Consider the following 13,826-nt stretch of genomic DNA (forward strand, 5'->3'; position numbering starts at 1 on the left):
ACCGTGATCGTCGTCTATCTCGCGGGCATGCTCGCGCTCGGCTGGTGGGGGATGCGCCGCGCCAGTTCCACCAGCGACTTCCTGGTCGCGGGGCGGCGGCTGGGCCCGCTGATGTACTCCGGGACGATGGCCGCGATCGTGCTCGGCGGCGCGTCCACCATCGGCGGTGTCGGGCTCGGCTATCAGTACGGGCTCTCCGGCGCCTGGATGGTCATCGCCATCGGCCTCGGGCTGCTGGCGCTGTCGGTCTTCTTCTCGGCGCGCATCGCCCGGCTCAAGGTCTACACGGTCAGCCAGATGCTGGATCTGCGCTACGGCGGCTCCTCCGGGCTGATCTCGGGCATCGTGATGTGGGCCTACACGCTGATGCTGGCGGTCACCTCGACCATCGCCTACGCCACCATCTTCGACGTGATCTTCGGGTTGGACCGGGTCGTCGCCATCGTGCTCGGCGGGGCGATCGTGGTGTGTTACTCGACGCTCGGCGGCATGTGGTCGATCACCCTCACCGACATGGTGCAGTTCGTGGTCAAGACGGTGGGCGTGCTGCTCCTGCTGCTGCCGATCGCGGTGGTGAAGGCGGGCGGCTTCGACGCGATGAAGTCCGAACTCCCCCACGGCTACTTCTCTCCCATGGGCATCGGCGGCCAGACCGTCTTCACCTATGTGCTGATCTACTCCTTCGGCATGCTGATCGGCCAGGACATCTGGCAGCGGGTCTTCACCGCCCGCGATGACCGGGTCGCCCGCCTCGGCGGCACCGCGGCCGGTACGTACTGCCTGGCCTACGCGGTCGCGGGCGCGATCATCGGCACGGCGGCCAGGGTGCTGTACCCCAAGCTGGGCGCCCCGGACGACGCGTTCGCGACCATCGTCAAGGACGCGCTCCCGGTGGGCGTGAAGGGGCTGGTGCTGGCCGCCGCGCTGTCCGCGGTGATGTCCACCTCCTCGGGCGCGCTGATCGCCTGCGCGACGGTGGCCAACAACGACATCTGGGCCCGGCTGCGCGGCCGTACGCTGCGTACGGCCGGCGCCTCCCATGACGAGATCGGCGGCAACCGCGTCTTCATCCTCATCATGGGCGTCGCCGTGATCGGCATCTCCGCGGCGCTCAACGATGTCGTCGAGGCGCTGACCGTCGCCTACAACATGCTGGTCGGCGGGTTGCTGATGCCGATCCTGGGCGGGCTGCTGTGGAAGCGCGGCACGGGCGCGGGCGCACTGGCCTCGGTCGGTGTCGGCGGCCTTACGGTCATCGCGCTGATGGGGTGGAAGGGCATCCTCGCCAACGAACCCATCTACTTCGGGCTGCTGGCCTCGCTGGTGGCGTATGTGGCCGTCAGCCTCGCCACCAAGCCGACGGACGCGGCGATCCTGGACGTCTGGCGGCGACGGCTGGCCGGTGAGCCCGCCGCCCCCGCCTCGGAGACCTCCAGTCCGGCCACCGCGGGCGCCTGACACCGGCTCACGGTCGCTCTCTTCGATACACATCGTCAGAAAGGCACCAATCCATGCCCACCGCACAGCGCGCGCGTCACGGCGGCGATCTCGTCGTGGAGTCCCTCACCGCGCTCGGGGCGAGCACCGTGTTCGGGCTTCCCGGACAGCACGCTCTCGGGGCGTTCGACGCGCTGCGGCGGTCCGGGCTCATCTATGTGGGGCTGCGGGTGGAGAACAACGCCGGGTTCGCCGCCGACGCCTTCGCGCGGGTCACCGGCACGGTGGCGCCACTGCTGGTGTCCACCGGGCCGGGGGCGCTCATGACGCTCGCCGCGCTGCAGGAGTCGGCGGCGGCTTCCGCACCCGTCCTCGCCATCGGCAGCCAGGTGCCGACGGCGGGGCTCGGCGGCGGGCGCAAGGGCTATCTCCATGAACTCGTCGACCAGAAGGCGTCGTTCCGCGACGTCGTGAAGTCCGTCCACACGGTGCGTACGGCCTCCCAGATCCCCTCCGCGGTCGCCGCCGCCTGGGCATCCGCGCTGGAGGCCCCCGCCGGGCCGGTGTGGCTGGAGATCCCGCAGGACGTGCTGCTCGCACCGGTCTCCGTGCCGCCGGTGACCTCCCTGCGGGCCGAGCCCCGGCCGCTGCCGCCCCGGCCCGAGCTGACGGCGGAGGCCACCAGGCTGCTGAACGCCGCCGAGCGTCCGGTGATCCTGGCCGGGGGCGGAGTGGTGCGCGCCGGGGCGCGGCAGGAGCTGCGGGCGCTGGCCGAGGCGCTGGACGCGCCCGTGGCGACGACCTTCGGCGGCAAGGGCGCGTTTCCGTGGGATCATCCGCTCTCGCTCCAGTCCTGGCTGGAGGACGCGCACACCACCGAGTTCCTGGAGGACGCCGACGTTCTGCTGGTCGTCGGCTCCGGACTCGGTGAACTCTCCTCCAACTACCACACGTTCCGCCCGCGAGGCCGTCTCATCCAGATCGAGGCCGACCTCGGCAAGCTGGAGTCCAACCACCCGGCGCTCGGCATCCACGCCGACGCCCGCGAGGCGCTGGCCGCCCTCGCCGAGGCCGTCACGCCCCGCCCGCCGGGCACGGCGGCCAAGGCCGCGGCCGGGCTGCTCACCCGGGTGCGGGAGCGGATCGACGCGCAGGGCCTGGAGCTGGAGCGGCGGGTGCTGGGCGCGGTACGGGACGCGCTCCCCGATGACTCCCCCAGCTTCTGGGACATGACGATCCTCGCCTACTGGGCCTGGTCCGCCTTCGATCCCCGTGCGGGCGCCCTGCACTCGGCGCAGGGCGCGGGCGGCCTCGGCTACGGCTTCCCGGCCGCCCTCGGAGCCGCCGCCGCGGACCGCGGACGGCCGGTGCTGGCCGTGTCGGGCGACGGCGGCGCCATGTACTCGATCTCCGAACTCGCGACCGCCCATCAGTACCAACTCCCCATCACCTGGCTGATCGTGGACGACGGCGGCTACGGCATCCTGCGCGAGTACATGACGGACACGTTCGGCGAGGCGACCGCCACCGAGCTGTCCCGCCCGGACTTCGTCGCGCTGGCCGAGTCCTTCGGCGTCCCGGCGGTCCGTACCACACCCGAGCGGCTGCGCGCGGACCTCGCCGACGCCCTCGCGGCCACCGGGCCGTCGGTCGTGGTACTGCCCGCGCTGCTCCGGATGTTCGCGCCCACCCACCTCGACCGCCTCGCCGACGGCGGCCCCGGTCCCGATGGCGGCCCCGGTCCCGATGGCGGCCCCGGTCCCGATCAGCGCTGATCGGAGCCCGACCCCGGTCAGGGCTGATCGGAGGAAATGGGGGCCACCCGCGCCGAGCCTGGGCGCGGGCCACCACCCGAGTCCTTACCGTGCCAGTGACCCATTGGCTCCGCGCTCGTTCACCCAACCGGGGGAATGAGACGGTCGCAGGTAAGGCGAGGTGCTCGGGATGGTGGCTCCGCCGGACGACGACATGCTCGCGGCACGCACCGTGTCGTACGCCTACGGCGGCTCGCCCGCCCTCACCGGGGTCTCCCTCGGCGCCCGGAAGGGTGAGATCGTCGCCGTCACCGGTCCGCGCGGCTGTGGCAAGACCACCCTCCTCGCCTGCCTGGCGGGCCAACTCGTCCCGGACAGCGGGGAGGTGTGGTTCAAGGGCGTCCCCGTGCACTCCCTCCCTCCACTCGGCCTCGAACGGCTGCGGCGCGAGCACTTCGGCTGGATCGGCACCGAACCCCAGCTCGTTCCCGAGCTGACCGCCTGGGAGAACGCCGCGCTCGCCCTGATGCTGCGCGGCACCGGGCGGCGCGCCGCGAAGAGCGCCGCGTGCGAATGGCTGGACCGGCTCGACGTCGGCGAGTGCGCACGGGCACGGCCCGCCGCACTGCTGCAGTCGCAGCGCCAGCGGGTCGCGCTCGCCCGCGCGCTGGCCGCCGGCCCCAGCGTGCTCTTCGCCGACGAGCCCACCGCCCCGCTGCACCAGACCGATCGCGCCCAGGTGCTGCGCACCCTCACCTCGGCGGCCCGCTCCCACGGCATCACCGTGGTCCTCGCGACGCACGACCAGGAGGTGGCCACCCTCGCCGACCACACGGTCGCCCTGCTCGACGGGCGCCGGGTGGGCTCGGACCCCTCCGAGGCGGAAGGCAGGGCCGCGTGCTCAGCCTCCGCCTAGCCCGCGGCGCCCGCCCGTCGGTGCTGCTGCGGCGATCGCTGGTCACCGTCGCGGCGGCGGGCGCGAGCTTTCTGCTGCTGAGCGCCCTCGGGTTCGCCTCGGGCCATCCGGACGACTCACAGGGCGCGGTGGGGCGGCTGCTGTGGTGCCTCGTCCCGCTGGCCGCGACCGTCCAGCTGGCTGTCGCCGTGGGCCGCGCCGACCCCAGCACCGGCCCTGGCCCCGGTTTCGCCGCTGCTGGAGTCGGCCCGGCCCGGGCGGCACTGCTCGCGGCGGTATCGATGGCGGCCGCCTGTGCGCTCGGCGGGGTGCTGGCGCTGCTGGACTTCCTGCATCTGCGTGGCGATCTCGGGGACTCCTGGCTGGCCTGGGCCGGAAGCGGGGCGGCCGGCCGACAGCTCGGCGGCGGCCGACCGCTGCCCTTGGCCGGTACGGTCACGCTGCTCGCCGTCGTCCCCGTGGTGGTGGGCGCCGCGTGTGCGGCCGGGCTGTGGCCCCGGCAGCCGAGGGCGGTCCACCAGCCGGTCCGCGGACCACGGGGCGCCCGCCGCCCGGCGGTCCCGGCCCGGCCCACCGTCGTGACGGGGCCGGTCGCGCCCCGGCCCCACCAGGCAACCTCCGGACTTCCCTGGGGCATCGCCCTGACCGCGGCCGGACTCGCCCTGCAGGCGTACGCGAGCGGTAACGCGCCCCCGCTCCCCGACGCCCTGCTCGCCGTGCCGGGCCGGCTCGGCGGCAACCCGCCCGGTGTGGTGGGCGGCTGGGCTCTGGCAGCGCTCGGGCTGGTGCTGGCCGGGCCCGGCCTCACCCATCTGTGCGGCAGGCTGCTGGCGGTCGGGCGGCCTGGCGTGCTGCGGCTGCTGGCCGGGCGCATGCTCCAGCAGGAGGCCGGGCTGATCGGACGCCCGGTCGGCGCGCTGTGCGCCCTGGCCGCCGCCGGATTCACCGTCCTCGAACTGTACGGAAGGGCCTCGGGGCCGTCCGGCGCCCATGCCTTCGGCCCGCTCACGGGTCTGGGCGCGGCCCTGGTCACGCTGTGCGCCGCGGCCACGACCCTGACCGCGGTCGTGGAAGCGAGGAGCGCGCGCGAGCGCACGACGGCGGCCCTGGTCCGCCTCGGCGCCCCGGCCCGGCTGCTCCGCGGGGCGGCCGCGCTGCGCGCGACGGCCCTGCTGGCGCTCCTGGTGCCGCTGGTGTGGGTGGTGGCGCATCTCACGGCGATGCCGTTCCACCGCTGAAAATCCCGGGTGTCGGTGTTCATGCCTGGATTGTGCGGCGAAGCGGCCCGGTCACGATTGCCCTAATCCACAGCCCCCTACCTCCGGTGTGATTAGCATGTCGGCGTGCAGGAACCAGACCGGGAAATAGAGTCCATCGAGGAGTTCGACCAGGTCGTCGCCCGCGGCACCCTGGCCGGGTTCCGGGTCCAGTCCGTGGACCTGACAGGCCGTACGGCCGCGCTCCTCTCCACCGACACCAGCGAGTCCGTCTTCCTCGGCTGCCCGATGGAGACCGAGGCGGCGGCGAAGGTCCGGGCCGGGGGCGCGCTGGTGTTCCCGCCGGTACCGGATCTGCCGTTCGATCCGTACCGCGGCACCCTCTACTCCCCCGCGGAGCTCTTCGAGGGCCTCACCGAACACGGTTACGTGCGGACGCCGGACGCGCTCGCCTACGCCTGGTTCCAGCGGACGAAGACCGACGGCGACATCTTCGGCTCGATGCTGCGCTCCATCCACGACGACGCGGTCTCCGACGCGCTCGACGAATTCCTCGTCGGGACGCGGGTGGTGGGCGTCATGGGCGGCCACGCGCTGGAGCGCGGCTCCGACGGATTCGCGGGCGCCGCACGGCTCGGCCGGGCCCTGGCCCGGACCGGCCTCACGGTCGCGACGGGCGGCGGGCCGGGCGCGATGGAGGCCGCGAACCTCGGCGCCTACGCGGCCCCGCACGAGGACGCGGTGCTGGACGAGGCGCTCGAACTGCTCGGCAAGACGCCCTCCTTCCGGCCGTCCATCAGGGCCTGGGCCGAGGCCGCCTTCGCGGTGTGCGAGCGCTGGCCGGACGGCGGGGCGTCGGTCGGCATCCCCACCTGGTTCTACGGGCATGAGCCGCCGAACGCGTTCGCCTCGCACATCGCCAAGTACTTCGCCAACGCCACCCGTGAGGACGGGCTGCTGGCGCGCTCGACCGCCGGCGTGGTCTTCCTGCCGGGCGCCGCCGGGACCGTCCAGGAGATCTTCGACAACGCGACGCCGAACTACTACGAGTCGCGCGGTGAGCCGACCCCGATGGTGCTGGTGGACCGGGACCACTGGACCCGGCGGCTGCCGACCTGGCCGCTGCTCGAAGCGCTCGCGGAGGGACGGTCCATGAAGGCCCGTATCGCTCTGGTGGACTCGGTGGACGAGGCACCCGAGGCGCTGCTCTCGATGCTGGGCTGAGTCGGCGTCAAGGAAGCGCCGAGTACCAGGTGCGGCGAGGGGTCCCCGGCGTCAGGGCTCGGGGTCCAGGAGTACCACGTCGGCCGGGTCGATGGCCGCCCCGACCCTGGCCCCCGCCTCCGGGGCGTCCCGCAGGGCGCAGGACGCCTCCAGATGCGGCGCGGCCTGGTCCGACAGCCGCAGGATGAGCGCCACATGGTCGCCGCGGAAGGTGCGCGCCGCCACGGTGCACGCCAGCCCCTTCTCGGGGTCCGTCAGCCGCACCCCGGCGGGGCGGACCAGCAGCCTGCCGGGGCCCGGCCGGGAGCCGGGCGGCACGGGCAGCTTGCCCCATACGGTGTCGGCGACCTCGCCGTGCACGATCGCCTCGACCACATTGTCGAAGCCGAGGAAGCGGGCGACGAACTCGGTGGCGGGCCGCTGCCACACCTCCAGCGGGGTGCCGGTCTGGGCGATCCGGCCGTTCTCCATCACCACCACCCGGTCCGCGAGCGCGAACGCCTCCCCCTGGTCGTGGGTGACCGCGAGGACGGTGGTGCCCAGCCGTTCGAAGAGCTCGCGGAGCTCCACTACCAGCCGTTCCCGCAGTCCGCGGTCGAGCTGTCCCAGCGGCTCGTCCAGCATCAGCAGCTTGGGCCGCGGGGCCAGGGCGCGGGCGAGCGCCACCCGCTGCTGCTCACCGCCGGAGAGCGAGTCGACGGGGCGGCGCTGGGCGCCCGGCAGCCCCACCAGTTCCAGCAGTTCGGCGACCCGGCGGTCCGCCTCCACGCGGCCCACCTTGCGCATCCGCAGCCCGAAGGCGACGTTGCCACCCACGTCCCGCTGTGGGAACAACTGGTGGTCCTGGAACATCAGCCCCACCCCGCGCCGGTGCGTGGGCACGCCGCTCTGGTCGCGTCCGGCGAGCCACACCCGGCCGGTGTCGGGGCGCTGCAGCCCGGCCACCACACGCAGCATGGTGGACTTGCCGCTTCCGCTCGGCCCCAGCACACAGACCGTCTCATGCTCGGCGACCTCCAGGTCCACGGCGTCCAGCGCGTCGCGCCGGCCGAACCTTACGGTCACCTCGTCCAGTCGCAGCAGCGTCATTCAGAACTCTCCGGAACGGTCGGTACGGATGCGCTCGAGCGCCAGCAGCGATCCGGCGCAGACCAGCATCAGGATCGTGCTCAGGGCCATCGCCTGCCCGTAGGTGAGCTGTCCGGCCCGGCCCAGGAAGCGGGCGATGGCCACCGGGAGGGTCGGATGGTCGGGGCGCGCGATGAAGACCGTCGCCCCGAACTCGCCCAGGGAGACGGCGAACGCGAAGCCCGCCGCGACCGCCACGGCCCGCCCGACCAGCGGCAGGTCCACCTCCCGCCAGACCTTCCACGGTGACGCTCCGAGCACGGCCGCCGCCTCCCGGAGCCGGTGGTCCACCGCCCGCAGCACCGGCAGCATCGTCCGTACGACGAAGGGCACACCCACCAGGGCCTGGGCGAGCGGCACCAGGACCCAGGACGCGCGCAGATCCAGCGGGGGCTCGTCCAGGGCGATCAGGAACCCGAATCCCACGGTGACGGCCGAGGTGCCCAGTGGCAGCATCAGCAGCGCGTCGAAGCCCCGCACCAGCCTGCCCGCCTTACAGGTGAGCGCGGCGGCGGCGAGACCGCCCACGACGAGGGCGAAGGCGGTGGCGACCGCCGCGTACCACAGGGAGTTCCCGACGGCCTCCATGGGAGCCACGAAGAAGGTGCCCCCGCTGTCGGCGGCCGACCGCAGCGCCTCGTAGTAGGTGAAGCCGTAGCCGTCCGGTCCGTTCAGCGAACGCTCCACCAGCACCGCGAGCGGGGTCACGATCAGCAGCGCGACCACCGCCAGCACGCCCCACAGCAGCGCCCACTGGGCCGGGCCCTTCGGGCGGCGCGCGGTGCGGCCCGGGTCGACGAGCCGCAGGGCGCTCTCGCGGCGCCTTACGGTCCACGCGTGCAGGGCCAATACGGCCGCGACCGCGGCGAACTGGACGAGGGTCAGCACCGCGGCCGTGGGGAGGTCGAGCAGCTGCGCGGTCTCCCGGTAGATCGCCACCTCCAGGGTGGCGTAGCGGGGGCCGCCGAGAATCTGGATCACGCCGAAGGAGGTGAAGGTGAACAGGAACACCATCAGCGCGGCGGCGGCCACGGCGGGGGCCAGCGCGGGCAGCGTCACCCGGCGCCAGGCCGACAGCCGGCTCGCGCCGAGCACCCGCGCGGCCTCCTCCTGGCGCGGGTCGAGCTGGGCCCACAGCCCGCCCACGGTCCGGACGACGACCGCGTAGTTGAAGAAGACATGGGCCAGGAGGATCGCCCAGACGGAGGTGTCCAGCCGCACCCCCCACAGCTCGTCCAGCAGCCCGCCCCGGCCGAGCAGGGCCAGGAAGGCCGATCCGGCGACGACGGTCGGCAGGACGAACGGCACGGTCACCACGGCCCGCAGCAGCCCCTTGCCGGGGAAGTCGAAGCGGGCGAAGACATAGGCGCCGGGCAGCGCCACCGCGAGCGTGAGGGCGGTCGACGCGACCGCCTGCCAGCAGGTGAACCACAGGACGTCCAGCGTCGTCGGATCGCTCACCACCTCGGCGATCCGGCCGAACCGCCACCGCCCGTCGACGCGCAGCCCCCGGGTGACGATGGCGGCCACGGGATAGGCGAAGAAGACCGCGAAGAAGGCGAGTGGCACCGCCATCAGGGCGAGCCGGAGCGCGATCGCGCGACGGCCGCCGCCCTCGCCCTTATCGGCCTTACGGTGGCCGTCGGCCGTCTTACGGTTCTCGCGGGGCTCTACAGGACCAGCGAGGACCATGTCTTGACCCACGACTCACGGTTCTTGGCGATCTTCTCCGGCGCCAGGGTGGCCGAGTCGGCGATCCTGACCCCGTATCGGGTGAACAGCTCCGGCAGCTTGGCGTCCTCGCGCGCCGGGTTGACGTACATGTTCAGCGGGACGTCCTCCTGGAACCGCTTGCTCAGCAGGAAGTCCAGCAGCGCCTTGCCGCCCTTGGTGTTGCCCGCGCCGTTCAGCAGCCCGGCGAACTCCACCTGCCGGAAGCAGGTGCCCGTCGCGACCCCGGTGGGGGCCTTCGCTGGCTTTGTCTTGGCATCGGCCACCTCGGCGGGCGGGCTGGACGCGTAGGAGACCACGAGCGGCCGGTCGCCCTTGCCGCCGCCGGCCGAGCCGGAGAACCGGTCGTAATACGCCTGCTCCCAGCCGTCGACGACCTCGAGGCCGTTGGCCCGCAGCTTCTTCCAGTAGCCCTTCCAGCCGTCGTCACCGTACTTCGCGGCCGTGGCGAGGAGGAAGCCAAGACCGGGGGACGAGGTGGCCGCGTTCTCGGTGACCAGGAGGTTCTTGTAGGCGGGCTTGGTCAGATCGTCCAGCGTCCGGGGCGGCGTCAGCTTCTTGTCGGCGAAGTACTTCCGGTCGTAGTTGACGCAGATGTCGCCGAAGTCGACGGGGGTGACGCGGTGCTCGGCCCGGTCGAGCTGAAGGGCCGACGGGACCTTGTCGAGGCCCTTCGCCGTGTAGGGGGTGAACAGCTCGTTGTCGAGCGCGCGGGAGAGGAGCGTGTTGTCGACGCCGAAGAACACATCGCCCTGGGGGTGGCCCTTGGACAGGATCGCCTGGTTGACGGCGGCTCCGGCGTCGCCCCCGGCCTGCACCCGCACCTTGTAGCCGGTCTCCTTGGTGAACTCCTTGAGGACCGCCTTGGAGGCCGCGAACGAGTCATGCGTGACCAGGGTGACCGTCTTGGAATCCGAGCCGCTCTTGGTGTCCTCGCCGCAGCCGACGAGCGCGCTCAGGGCCAGTGAGCCGAGGAGGGCGGCCGAGATGGCGCGCCGAAGCTGGCTGTTCATGGTGATGCTGACTCCCTACGCCGGTATGACCCGGATCAGGTCCGAGGGTCTGCGGCCGTGCCGCACTCTCAGCGCTCTGAGCGCTCCCCTGTCGGAATGTTCACTTGTAGTACGGATATTCACTTCTATGACGATCGCATGATGCGACGATGTCCAGGCACCGTATCAGCCGGTGCTCAGCGCTCCGAAGCCGCCAGCTGCCCGCAGGCCCCGTCGATCTCCTGGCCCCGGGTGTCCCGGACGGTCACCGGCACCCCATGGGCCTCCAGGGCCGCCACGAACGCCTTCTCGTCCTCGGGCCGCGACGCCGTCCACTTGGAGCCCGGCGTCGGGTTGAGCGGGATGAGGTTCACATGCACCCGGTGGCCCTTGAGCAGCCGGCCGAGCAGATCGGCGCGCCACGCCTGGTCGTTGATGTCCTTGATCAGCGCGTACTCGATGGAGATCCGGCGACCGGACTTCTCCGCGTACTCCCACGCGGCGTCCAGGACCTCGCGCACCTTCCACCGGGTGTTGACCGGCACGAGGGTGTCGCGCAGCTCGTCGTCGGGCGCGTGCAGCGACACCGCGAGGCGGCACTTGAACCCCTCGTCCGCGAACCGCAGCATCGCCGGGACGAGACCGACAGTGGAGACGGTGATACCGCGCTGCGACAGGCCGAGGCCGTCGGGCTCGGGGTCGGTGAGCCGGCGGATGGCGCCGACGACGCGGTTGTAGTTGGCCAGCGGCTCGCCCATGCCCATGAAGACGATGTTGGACAGCCGGGCCGGGCCACCGGGGATCTCGCCGTCCCGGAGGGCCCGCATCCCGTCGACGATCTGGTGCACGATCTCGGCGGTGGACAGATTGCGGTCCAGCCCCGCCTGCCCGGTGGCGCAGAACGGGCAGTTCATCCCGCAGCCCGCCTGTGAGCTGATGCACATGGTGACCCGGTCCGGGTAGCGCATCAGAACGGACTCCACGAGCGTCCCGTCGAACAGCCGCCACAGCGTCTTGCGCGTGGTGTCGTCGTCACAGCTGATGTGCCGCACCACGCTCATCAGATCCGGCAGCAGCCCAGCGGCCAGCTTCTCGCGCGCGGCGGCCGGAATGTCGGTCCACTGAGCGGGGTCGTCGGCATAGCGCGCGAAGTAGTGGCGCGACACCTGACCTGCCCGGAAGGGCTTCTCCCCGAGGGCGGCGACGGCCTCCCGGCGCTCGGCGGGCGTGAGGTCGGCAAGATGCCGCGGGGGCTTCTTGGCCCCACGCGGCGCGACGAAGGTGAGTTCTCCGGGCTTAGGCATGGCCGTACCAGTGTCGCAGATCGGATTCCGTGACCTGCGCCCGTCGCCCCGGAGGGTGGTCGTTGACGGTCGTTGTCGGTCGTCTTTGGCCGCCCTCAGACGGCCCCCAGACGGCCCCGCCGTGGCCTCTACAAGGTAAGGACCCCAGGCTTAGCCTGGCCGACGTCTCGCCGGTGAGAGAGGTACTCCTGCGCTGCTGGCTCAATCGCGTACCGCTGCTTGAGCACAGTCGCCACTTCCCGACTGGTCGTGATCAGCGACGGTTTTCAAGACCGGTCGCTCCACAGAACCGGCCCCCGCTCTGACCTGCACATCGACCTTTTCCGTCACCACTGCTGGACTGATCCTGGCCACAGGTTGGCCGCAAGCCTCCGGAACTGCGCAGTGCAGCGCAGCCCCGCCTGCCCTGGCGGAAGGTGGCAGAGAACACGAGATTCGAACACATGGGGGATGTCCCCGCACGCTTTCCAATTCTGCCGGTGTCCGTTCAGGACAGTTCAGACACGTTCAGAGCCTGGAGCTCGCCACTCCGGTCGACGTGGCTGAACGACCGTGAACGGTGGCGGATGAGACTGCAGTTGAGACTGCTGGGAGTGCTCGGTCGCGCTGCTCGCATGCTCAATGCCCTCCAGCCGCTGCAGCACGAAGATTCTCATGACCGCTCTCCCGCCGGACCGATAGCCACCACGACCAGCACGTCAGTCTTCGGTCTGAACCCTCGCGGACTGCGCGGGCCACAACGTTGGCCGCAACTGCTCACAACCGGGCCTTGGTGAGTGCTTGGCTTGCCCGCCCTTTCTCGGCCGCATGGGAAGGGCGCGTGTGGTGCTGATCAGCTCGCCGTGGCAGGACGTTCCCAGTTACTCAGCGCAGCCACCTGCTCCCGCCAGTCCGTGCGCGCGGCCCAGTCAGCGGCCAGAGGGTGGACCCCCTGGCTTGTTGGCGCACCTCGCTGGCTCAGACAGCCTGCAGATCTGAGGTGCGGCTACGAACGCCATGCGCCCATCTCCTGAGGCTGGCACCTTGCCCTGGGGTGAGATTGACGACAACGCCCTCTACCGCCGCGCACACAACCCTTTGTACACTTGAGTAATCACCCATTCACGCTGGGCAATGGAGTTGAAATGTCCACCCGCGTCGATAACGATTTCGATTCGTCATCGATTAGAGATCGAGAGGGGAGAAATCTGCGCCCCTTCAGTCGGCCCGATGTCTCGAAGGCTCTCAAGGCGCTCCAGGAGGCGACCGACCTGTGGGAATATGGAAGCCCATACTGGCAGGTGCCGTCGGAGGCGGACCTACTAGAACTATGTGAGCAAAAATTCAAGCCGGGCAGTTCGAGCAGAATCGACCTCGGAATATTCCTCCCTCACAATGACCCTGTTGGCCAATGCTCTATCCATGCGATTGACTGGAGGAACAGAACCGGCCAGTTGGGTGTTGCTGTCTGGAAAAATTCCGATCGAGGGAAAGGCCTTGGCTCGAACGCCATAAGACATCTCATGCAGTTCAGCTTTGACGATTTAGACATGTTTCGGCTTGAGGCGTTCATTCTTCAAGACAACAAAAAGAGTTTGCATCTTTTCAAGGGTCTCGGATTTCAGCAAGAAGGCATATTGCGAGAAAGATACCTACGGAGGGGGAAAAGAGTTGATGTCGTCGTGTTGGCCAGCATCAGAGATAAGTAGCAGCCAGCCTGTAGTGCTGTCAGCTCTAGGCGCTCAATCTGCCGAATTCCTCGTCCCGCTACTCCATCACGATACTTATGTCATCAAGATTCCGGTACCAAGTGATTGGCGAGTAGCTCGCGATAGCTGGCATCACGGGTACCGCCGCGGCTATTTTCAGCTACCGGTTCTGGCTAAGCCGAGTAGCGGTTTTACGAGTCCCCATAGATTCAACGTATCTGCTGAGAGTTGGCGCTGGCAGCTATCTAAATGGGCCAAGGAAAGCCTTACCCCATATTGGGCACTGTGGGGAAAGCAACATCATTTCGAGCTGGCGGAACATTCGAAAACATCGGCGGCTACAATGAATCTGTCAGGTGGCAGATTTCCTTTAGTGGACGCATTTGTTAGCATGCTGAGTTTCGCCTACTCACAACTACTGCATGCGCCTTTGCC

Annotated in this window: 10 protein-coding genes and 1 riboswitch; of the genes, 6 read left to right on the plus strand and 4 right to left on the minus strand. The window is 70.4% G+C overall.

Going from position 1 to position 13,826, the window contains the following annotated elements; all coding sequences use genetic code 11:
* From GWI24_RS11170 to GWI24_RS11190, 5 genes are all read left to right on the plus strand, one after another.
* Nucleotides 1–1,458: sodium:solute symporter (locus GWI24_RS11170; RefSeq protein ID WP_210945753.1), on the plus strand; the 1,458-nt coding region annotated here is incomplete at its 5' end.
* Between the two features lie 53 nt (nucleotides 1,459–1,511).
* Nucleotides 1,512–3,212 (plus strand): thiamine pyrophosphate-binding protein, encoded by a 1,701-nt coding sequence (locus tag GWI24_RS11175; RefSeq protein ID WP_210945754.1) that lies wholly within the window; start codon nucleotides 1,512–1,514, stop codon nucleotides 3,210–3,212.
* Nucleotides 3,213–3,381: 169 nt separating this feature from the next.
* A complete protein-coding gene (locus tag GWI24_RS11180) occupies nucleotides 3,382–4,107 on the plus strand; it encodes an ABC transporter ATP-binding protein (RefSeq protein WP_210945755.1) in 726 nt (241 codons plus the stop codon).
* Complete coding sequence (locus tag GWI24_RS11185) at nucleotides 4,089–5,345, plus strand: hypothetical protein (RefSeq protein WP_210945756.1); 1,257 nt, start codon at nucleotides 4,089–4,091, stop codon at nucleotides 5,343–5,345. The genes GWI24_RS11180 and GWI24_RS11185 overlap by 19 nt, the downstream gene beginning before the upstream one ends.
* A 105-nt stretch (nucleotides 5,346–5,450) precedes the next feature.
* Complete coding sequence (locus GWI24_RS11190) at nucleotides 5,451–6,548, plus strand: LOG family protein (protein WP_210945757.1); 1,098 nt, start codon at nucleotides 5,451–5,453, stop codon at nucleotides 6,546–6,548.
* 51 nt (nucleotides 6,549–6,599) lie between these two features.
* On the opposite strand, the gene GWI24_RS11195 is transcribed toward GWI24_RS11190, so the two are convergent.
* The 4 genes from GWI24_RS11195 to rlmN form a co-directional block, all read right to left on the minus strand.
* Nucleotides 6,600–7,637 carry an ABC transporter ATP-binding protein gene (locus tag GWI24_RS11195; RefSeq protein ID WP_210945758.1) on the minus strand — a complete coding sequence of 346 codons (1,038 nt, stop codon included), beginning with the start codon at nucleotides 7,635–7,637 and terminating at the stop codon, nucleotides 6,600–6,602.
* The gene (locus GWI24_RS11200; protein WP_210945781.1) at nucleotides 7,638–9,251 is read right to left on the minus strand and encodes an iron ABC transporter permease; all 1,614 of its coding nucleotides are present in this window, start codon (nucleotides 9,249–9,251) and stop codon (nucleotides 7,638–7,640) included.
* Nucleotides 9,252–9,346: 95 nt separating this feature from the next.
* Nucleotides 9,347–10,420, minus strand: a complete 1,074-nt coding sequence (locus GWI24_RS11205) for a thiamine ABC transporter substrate binding subunit (protein WP_210945759.1) — start codon at nucleotides 10,418–10,420, stop codon at nucleotides 9,347–9,349.
* A riboswitch (TPP riboswitch) is annotated at nucleotides 10,416–10,520 on the minus strand. Its footprint overlaps the gene before it by 5 nt.
* Nucleotides 10,521–10,596: 76 nt before the next feature.
* Nucleotides 10,597–11,703, minus strand: a complete 1,107-nt coding sequence (gene rlmN / locus GWI24_RS11210; RefSeq protein ID WP_210945760.1) for a 23S rRNA (adenine(2503)-C(2))-methyltransferase RlmN — start codon at nucleotides 11,701–11,703, stop codon at nucleotides 10,597–10,599.
* A gap of 1,124 nt (nucleotides 11,704–12,827) precedes the next feature.
* Here rlmN and GWI24_RS11215 point away from each other — a divergent pair.
* Nucleotides 12,828–13,391: a GNAT family N-acetyltransferase gene (locus GWI24_RS11215; protein ID WP_210945761.1), complete on the plus strand. Its 564-nt coding sequence runs from the start codon at nucleotides 12,828–12,830 to the stop codon at nucleotides 13,389–13,391.
* Nucleotides 13,392–13,826: the final 435 nt, after the last annotated feature.

The sequence above is a fragment of the Streptomyces sp. MK37H genome (genome assembly GCF_018035285.1).
GTDB lineage: Bacteria > Actinomycetota > Actinomycetes > Streptomycetales > Streptomycetaceae > Streptomyces > Streptomyces endocoffeicus.

Excerpts from the sequence above, each read along its gene's own strand:
- GWI24_RS11175 (WP_210945754.1), top strand. The coding sequence starts at position 1,512 with ATGCCCACCGCACAGCGCGCGCGTCACGGCGGCGATCTCGTCGTGGAG.
- GWI24_RS11180 (WP_210945755.1), top strand. The coding sequence starts at position 3,382 with ATGGTGGCTCCGCCGGACGACGACATGCTCGCGGCACGCACCGTGTCG.
- GWI24_RS11195 (WP_210945758.1), bottom strand. The coding sequence starts at position 7,637 with ATGACGCTGCTGCGACTGGACGAGGTGACCGTAAGGTTCGGCCGGCGC.
- GWI24_RS11200 (WP_210945781.1), bottom strand. The coding sequence starts at position 9,251 with ATGGCGGTGCCACTCGCCTTCTTCGCGGTCTTCTTCGCCTATCCCGTG.
- GWI24_RS11205 (WP_210945759.1), bottom strand. The coding sequence starts at position 10,420 with ATGAACAGCCAGCTTCGGCGCGCCATCTCGGCCGCCCTCCTCGGCTCA.
- rlmN (WP_210945760.1), bottom strand. The coding sequence starts at position 11,703 with ATGCCTAAGCCCGGAGAACTCACCTTCGTCGCGCCGCGTGGGGCCAAG.
- GWI24_RS11215 (WP_210945761.1), top strand. The coding sequence starts at position 12,828 with ATGTCCACCCGCGTCGATAACGATTTCGATTCGTCATCGATTAGAGAT.